The organism is Bacteroides sp., from assembly GCA_036351255.1.
Taxonomy (GTDB): domain Bacteria; phylum Bacteroidota; class Bacteroidia; order Bacteroidales; family UBA7960; genus UBA7960.
Genome location: JAZBOS010000128.1, coordinates 120,982 through 129,329, shown reverse-complemented (window position 1 = coordinate 129,329; position 8,348 = coordinate 120,982). Strand labels below are relative to the sequence as shown.

The 8,348-nt window shown below is 43.8% G+C and carries 5 protein-coding genes; all 5 read left to right on the top strand.

Going from position 1 to position 8,348, the window contains the following annotated elements:
* A partial coding sequence (locus V2I46_12820; GenBank protein MEE4178380.1) for a glycoside hydrolase family 16 protein occupies positions 1-342 on the top strand: 342 nt, incomplete at its 5' end.
* Between the two features lie 85 nt (positions 343-427).
* Complete coding sequence (locus V2I46_12815) at positions 428-3,529, top strand: TonB-dependent receptor (protein ID MEE4178379.1); 3,102 nt, start codon at positions 428-430, stop codon at positions 3,527-3,529.
* A gap of 17 nt (positions 3,530-3,546) precedes the next feature.
* Positions 3,547-5,103, top strand: coding sequence for a RagB/SusD family nutrient uptake outer membrane protein (locus V2I46_12810; protein ID MEE4178378.1), 1,557 nt, complete (start codon positions 3,547-3,549; stop codon positions 5,101-5,103).
* 158 nt (positions 5,104-5,261) lie between these two features.
* Positions 5,262-6,827 carry a sugar porter family MFS transporter gene (locus tag V2I46_12805; protein ID MEE4178377.1) on the top strand — a complete coding sequence of 522 codons (1,566 nt, stop codon included), beginning with the start codon at positions 5,262-5,264 and terminating at the stop codon, positions 6,825-6,827.
* A 29-nt stretch (positions 6,828-6,856) separates the two neighbouring features.
* Positions 6,857-8,161, top strand: coding sequence for a hypothetical protein (locus V2I46_12800; protein MEE4178376.1), 1,305 nt, complete (start codon positions 6,857-6,859; stop codon positions 8,159-8,161).
* Positions 8,162-8,348: the final 187 nt, after the last annotated feature.

The following is an 8,348-nucleotide window of genomic DNA, read 5'->3' as shown; positions in this document are numbered from 1 at the left end:
GGCAGTGGCAGAGAAAACCGTGTTCATGGGACAGTCCACTGGAATCTCGACGGGCATGTTAACTCCGGGGGCTATTATACCTTACCATCAGGCACATTTGCCGATGAATACCATGTTTTTTCAATCATCTGGGATGATACATCTATTAAGTGGTTTGTGAACGATATTCAGTATTATTCCATTAATATCACCCAAGATCACATGACCGAGTTCCACCAGGAGTTTTTCTTTCTTTTTAATATCGCGGTAGGTGGAAATTGGCCCGGAAGCCCAGATGCAACAACCACTTTCCCCCAGCGAATGAAAGTGGATTATATCCGCGTATTTCAAGAAACTAATTAGAGGACTCTCATACCTGCGTAAAAAACTGATCATTTTAAATCAGCCAGGGAAGAGAAATAGTAAATAACCAACAAAACCTCACAATATGAAAAAAACACTTTGGTCCTTTTTATTTCTCATGGTAGGAATAATGAGCGCCATTCCCTTACAAGGGCAAACCCTAAAAGGAGTTGTAAAAGACAGCCAGACAGGTGAAACCCTCCCCGGAGCCAATATCTTGATAAAAGGTACGACCCAAGGCACCGTAACAAACTTTGAAGGAGAATACTCCTTGAGCCTGTCCCCGGGCACCTTTGTCATAACTTATAGTTTTATAAGCTATGTTACACAGGAGATTGAATTGACCATTGGACCGGATCAAACGATTACCAGGGACATTGAGTTAAGTCCTGATGTGTTAACCTTCGAAGAATTTGTGGTCATTGGTTATGGGGCCCAAAAAAAGAAGGTAGTTACTGGAGCGATATCCAGCGTAAGCGCTGAAGAAATCAATTCCACACCAATCTTACGGGTCGAACAGGCCATGCAGGGCCGAACTGCTGGGGTAATGGTAACCAATCTTTCAGGGCAGCCAGGTGAAGCACCCACTGTACGTGTCAGGGGCGCAGGAACAACAGGCAACCCCGAACCCTTATATATTGTAGATGGCTTGAAAGTTGATGGCATTGATTATCTGAATCCCGGCGATATTGAATCCATTGATGTACTCAAAGATGCTGCTTCCGCTGCCATCTATGGTGCCAGGGCAGCAAATGGTGTAATATTGATAACCACCAAAAGTGGTACCAGAGGAAAGATGAATATCACCTTTTCCACCTATACAGGCATTCAAAATGCTGCCCGGACAATTGATATGCTTAACGCAGAGCAGTATATGATGCTCATGAATGAAGGGGCCAGAAATTCGGGCCAGACAGAGCCGTATGATCTGAATGAAATCCCTCAACACAATACCAACTGGCAAAATGAATTGTTCCAGACCAATGTACCGATTTCCAACCACGAGATTGCCGTCAGTGGGGGCTCGGATAAATCAACCTTTGCCTCCTCCCTTTCCTATTTCTCGCAACAGGGTATTATTGGTGGTGACAAATCACAATTTGACCGTATTACGGCCAGGCTGAACACTCAGCACCAGGTGACTGATTTCATCCGTTTCGGAAACAACCTAGCCTATTCCCATATTATCCGGCGGGGTATTGCCAGCAATACTTCGTTCAATGGCCCATACAGCAGCGCATTGAACCTTGACCCTTTAACCCCGGTCTATGAGACTGATGAAAATATCCTGGCTTTACCCCCTTATTCCAACAATCCAGTCGTTACAGACAGTGAAGGGAGATATTATGGAATTTCGGAGATTTTCCCCGGAGGTGAAATTGTGAATCCTCTTGCACTGATTGAGACACAAACCGGACAAACACGTGTCGATAAGGTAGTCGGAAATATTTTTGGAGAACTTGAGCCTATCCCAGGTCTGGTCGCAAAGACAAGTCTCGGTATAGATTTGGCCTATGTGCTTAGCGATTCCTACAGGCCTTTGTTTTACCTCAATGGTGCCCAAAACAATACCGATGTGACTTCTGTCTCGAAAACCATTGACCGCTATTATACCTGGCAATGGGAAAACACACTTTCCTACACTAGACAATTTGGCTTGCACAATGTCTCGGCTCTCATTGGAACCACTGCAAGTAAAGAGAATTTTGAAAACTTATTTGGGTACAATACCAACGTTCCTATTTTTGACCCAGACCATGTTTACATTCACATGGCTACAGATGAAAACTGGCGGGCAGATGGAAGAGCTTCACATGCAGGCCTTTTGTCTCAATTCGGAAGGATTCTTTATGACTATAAAAGCATTTATGCTTTTAATGCTACTATCCGAAGAGACGGTTCTTCCAGGTTTGGAGCCAATAACCGCTATGGTATTTTCCCATCTCTCGGTTTCTCTTGGGTAGTCAGTGAGGAAAACTTCTTTCCTGAACTGGGAGCAATTGACATTTTGAAACTTAGGGCATCGTGGGGGGTAAACGGTAATGAAAGAATCGGAAATTACCAGTTTGTATCACTTATGGATATGAGCAGGGGTTACATTTTTGGGAGTGGACGCGAGTTTGGCGCATCACCCCAATTTATTGAGAATAATGATATCCGCTGGGAAGAATCTGAGCAAATTGACATTGCACTTGACTTTGGCGCATTCAACAACCGTTTGACTGCAACCATTGACTATTACGTTAAAACGACCAAAGGATTGCTCGAAAGGATCCCAATCCCGGCACATGTGGGTAATGATCCTCCTTTTGCCAATGTCGGAAGCGTCCAAAACAAAGGTGTTGAATTGTCACTCAACTGGAGAAATTATACCAGGGATTTCAGGTATTCAATCGGACTGAATGGTGCCTATAACCAGAATAAAATGACTAAGATCGGGAATGAAGAAGGGGTTCTTCCCGGAGCCTCCTGGGCTGTCGCAGGGATGATTACCCGCACTGAACTGGGCCTGCCAATTGCCTATTTTTACGGTTACAAAACCGATGGGATATTCCAAAATCAGGCAGAAGTTTTTCAACACATTAACCAAACCGGACAGGTGCTTCAACCAAATGCAAAGCCTGGTGACGTTCGATTTGTTGATGTTAACGGTGACGGTGTAATCAATGCCGACGACCGTACAATGATAGGTAATCCCACACCCAAGGTTACATTAGGTAGCAATGCCAATTTTGAATATAGGCAATTTGACCTGGGATTCCTTATCGTAGGTGCTTTTGGCCATCAAATATTCAACGGTATGCAGCGCCAGGATCTCCCTTACACCAACCGTACCACAGCCATTCTTGATCGATGGACCGGGGAAGGCACCTCCAATACCATCCCCAGATACACCTGGAATGATACCAATTTTAATTACAGAGTGTCTGACTTATATATTGAGGATGGTTCCTATGTGAGGCTAAAAAATATCCAGTTAGGATATACCTTCCCGCATAAAATACTGCAAAGGATAAAGGCTTCAACACTACGAGTATATGTTTCTGCCGAAAATCTTGTTACGCTCACCAGATATACTGGTGCCGATCCAGAAATTGGGGCCTTAAGTTCCTTTGACATTGGAATTGACCGCGGGGTTTATCCACAGGCAAGAACTTTCCGTTTGGGAACTACCATTTCATTTTAATGTAAAACATAAGGGACATGAAAAATATAATTTCCAAAACTATTAGAGCACTGCTGATTGTTTCTTTCTTGACATCATGCAGCGAAGATTTTCTGGACCTGAAACCTATTGATCAGGAAGTTTCCACGAACTATTACCAAACCCAGGATCAGGCTTTCAGGGCATTAGTGGCCATTTACGATGTGCTTACCTATCAATCAACCCCGGGCGTTTCATGGGCTCCAATAATTACCGTGGCTGATGTCTTGTCTGATGATGCCTTTGCAGGTGGATCAGACCCCATTGATGGGTTGAACTGGCAGGAATTGAACAGCTTTAACATTTCTCCAACCAACCCTATTGTTCATGCTACCTGGATAAAGAATTACCTTGGCATTTACCGGGCCAATCTTTTCCTGGAAATCATTGACGGGATTGATGCTCCTGAAAGTTTTAAGACCAGAACCATCGCCGAGGCCAAATTTCTGAGGGCATATTTCTACTTTGAACAGGTTCGATTTTTTGAAAATATACCGCTTTTAACCTCGCCAATAAGCGGGCCTTCAGAATACAACCAGCCTCAAAGTTCTCCCCAGGAAGTTTACAACCAAATTGCACTTGATCTTGTTGAAGCCATTACCGATTTGCCGGAATCTGTCTCCGAGGCAGAGGTTGGACGGGTAACTAAATGGGCTGCCCAAGGACTATTGGCAAGGGCTTACTTATTCTACAACGGGGTTTACGGTGCTGAAATGACAGCAGGCAGTAACACGGTTAATCAGGCCTTTGTGCTGCAACAACTCGAAGATCTCATTCAGAATAGCGGCCATGATCTGTTCCCTGACTATTCCGAAAACTTCAAACTGGCTGGTGAATTTGGGATAGAGTCGGTTTTTGAGATTTCTTACGGTGACGAACTGCCTTGGTGGGATTGGGAGTATCCCAGGGGAGGCGCAGGAAACCTGGCTGCACAAATGCAAGGGCCCAGGGTTTCGGGTTCCACTAACTGGAACAGGGGCTGGAGTTTTGCACCAGTCAACCACAAACTGTTCCTTGATCTGGAAGAAGATCCAAGAATTCAGCACACAATTGTTACGCAAGAGCAACTTGACGGCACCCTTACCACAGGTTACCAGCATACCGGGTACTTCTCAAGGAAATATACCTCTGATCGGGAGCACTGGGGTTCTGATGGGCAATTTGAACTAAACCGCACCAGTAATCACAGAGTCATTCGCTTCTCTGACGTTCTGCTGATGGCTGCTGAACTTGGAAGTCCCAATGCACAGCAATATCTTGATCGTGTTAGGATTAGAGTTGACCTTCCCAGCGTTCCTGCAACCCTTGAAAACATCCTGGAGGAAAGAAGGCTGGAATTGTCATTGGAAGGACTTCGCTATTTCGATGTACTAAGGCAGGGAATTGATTTTGCCAATCAGACCCTGACGGATTCTGGCATAAGGGGCCCCAATTATATTGGAGACCAGCAATTGTTTGACGTGACCTTTAAACCGGCAACCAAAGGCTTCTTGCCCATCCCGCAAACGGAGATTGACCTCTCCAATGGAACCTTTGTCCAAAATGCTGGTTATTAGGGATCACTTCTGTTAAACATTGCACTTCCCAATCATTTTTGCCTGCCAAAACTACTGTCCAGGCATCCTTTTTGCTCTTTCTTTTGAAGAAAAGACGTGGAGAAGACAATATCCGGGATAATATTTAATCAAAAATTTGTGCTGAAACACTCGAAAAAATGACCAGGAAGACCTACACGGTATTAATTTCACTGATCGTTGCCTTAGGAGGATTTCTTCTGGGTTTTGACAGTGCGGTAATATCAGGAGCAACACCGTTTTATAAGAATACGTTCGGATTAAATTCCGGATCCATGCTTATCGGTTTTTCTGTGAGCTCCCTTATTTTGGGTGCAATTATTGGAAATATCATGGCAGGCAAACTGGCCGACCGATTCGGACGCCGGGGGGTTCTTAAGGTCACTGCCTTGCTTTTCACCATCAGCGCAATTACTACAGCCTTTGCATTTAATATCTCCAGTTTCCTGGCTGCAAGGATCATTGGTGGTTTTGGTGTTGGTATGGCTATCCTGGTTGCCCCTATGTACATTGCAGAAATTGCACCCAGGAAATTGCGCGGCACCCTGGTAACTTTCAACCAGCTTAACATTGTCCTTGGCATTTCCATCGCCTATTTCTCCAATTACTTTTTCCAGCAAACCATCGCAGACTCTGACTTAAAATGGCGGGTTATGCTTGGCGTTGAAGCCATTCCCGCCATTTTATTTTTCATCCTGCTGTTTTTTGTCCCCCGGAGTCCCAGGTGGTTGCTGCAAAAAGCAAAAGGGGAGGAAGCAAAAGGAGTCCTGGAAAAAATCCATGGGGAAACACAAGCACAAATTGAATTTCAGGAAATTAATCTTAGCCTGAAAGAGGAAGAAAAGAAAGAAAAAGGCACCTGGTCTGATGTTTTCTCAAGACGAATGAAAACCGTATTGATCGTTGGATTTGGAATTGCATTTTTCCAGCAGATCACAGGTATTAACGCCATCTTCTATTACGCACCCATGATCTTTGAAATGGCCGGCGGAGGAAAAGATGCAGCGTTTATGCAGGCGGCCATCCTTGGAGTAACCAATGTTGTGATGACCGTTTTAGCCATGTTCCTGATTGATACCCTTGGCCGAAAACCCCTGCTATTGATTGGCGCAATCGGAATTTGTATTTCCCTTGCCATTGTCGGATTTTCATTCAAGAACGCAAGATACACCATAGATTCGGAGTCAATGGAGATGCTGATGGCCGAGGTAACTGAGATGAATGCAACTCCAGATCAAATAGCGAATATTCAAAAACTTAATGACCTGAAAAACAATACCTTTAAAAATGAGGTGGCTTATTTCATCCTGGTAAAGGAAAAGATCGGCCAGGAAACCTATAACGACTTCAAGGAAGTTATCCTAAAACATTCCATAAGCATCAGTTCTATATGGGTTTTGATTGGCCTAATCCTCTTTGTTGCATCTTTTGCCATCTCCCTTGGCCCGGTCATGTGGGCCCTGCTTTCTGAAATATTCCCCAACAAACTCCGAGGTCTCTCCATTTCCATCATGGGCTTCTGGAATTCCATTGTCAGTTTCTCTGTTGCAACTGTTTTTCCTGTTCAACTGGAATGGTTAGGGTCAAGTGCCACATACCTCATTTATTCCTTTTTCGGGTTGTTGACCCTTTTGTTCGTTTGGCGGTTTATTCCTGAAACCAAAGGGAAATCTCTTGAAGAACTGGAATCGAATCTAATTAAATGATTGGTGCTGAGATGAAAAAAATAAAGATTTTGACACTATTGCTAATGTCCTACATGATAATTGCCTGTAATTATGACAAGCAGGAAATCACCGACCCCATGCAAGCAGGGCCTTCCCAGGTTGAGATGAAGCAAGTGGATGGAAAATATCGTTTGTTTGTTAACGGAGAGGAGTTTTTTGTTAAGGGAGCCGGTTGTGAGAACGGACCTTGCGGAGAAATTGCTATCCACGGTGGCAATTCCTTTCGCACCTGGACTATTGACAATGGGCAGCAAACTGGCAGGGAGAAGCTAGACATGGCATGGGAAAATGGCTTAATGGTGATGATGGGCCTGAATGTAGGGAATGAGCGCCACGGTTTTGATTATAATGATAAGGGGGCTGTTGCTCAGCAATTGGAAAGGCTCAGACAGGAAGTGCTTGAACTTAAAGATCATCCGGCCTTGCTGGGCTGGGGCATAGGCAATGAGCTTAATCTCAATTATTCCAATCAAAAAGTGTGGGATGCTGTGAACGATATTGCTCGGATGATAAAGGAAGTTGATGGCAACCATGTTACGACCACCATGCTGGCCGGAATTTACAAGAAGGAAGTGGATTATATACTAGAGCACTGTCCCGATGTCGACTTTATCTCTATTCAATTGTATGGCAGTTTAATTGACCTTGAGCAAAGACTTGAGAATGCAGGATACAATGGCCCTTATCTGGTTACTGAATGGGGAGCAACTGGTCATTGGGAAGTTCCCCAAACAGAATGGGGTTCGGCCATTGAGCAGACCTCCACAGAGAAAGCTGAAGCAATAAAAAAGCGTTACGAAGAAGTCATTTTGGCTGATTCTAATAACTGCATGGGTTCGTTTGTATTTCTTTGGGGCCAAAAACAGGAGCGTACCCCATCATGGTATGGTCTCTTTACTGAAAATGGTGAAAGAACAGAATCAGTAAATATGATTGAATACCTCTGGACCGGAAAATGGCCAGAAAATATGGCCCCGAAAATGATGGATTTCACCATTGAAGGCAAAGGTGGTCGGTTTGATAATGTGTGCCTTGAAAAGAACCAAGAATTCATTGCCAGGATTTCCATCGAACACCCTAATAAAGAAAACCTTTCGGTTAGAGCTGAAATAATTCCAGAGCCAAAGGAATTAAGCGAAGGTGGTGACTTTGAGAAAAGGTCAAAAACCATTGAAGGGCTTATTATATCAGCCAACACATCGGAAGTCATTTTTAATGCACCCTCCAGCCATGGGGCTTATCGAATTTTCGTTTATGTTGTTGACAACCAAAACAATGCTGCCACAGCCAATATACCCTTTTTTGTAAAGTAATTTTTTGAAAACACTATCCCTGTTTTTTCTAAAAGGGGGCGATAAATATAAAACTGCGGAAGTGATTTTCAAGCTAGGCTTGAAAAAGGTTTTAAAACACCCGGTAGTTTTTCCCCATTTTCATTAAAAGAAACAACTAAAAATTACATGTACAAAAAAACACAACCTTTCAATCCAATCCTAAAAT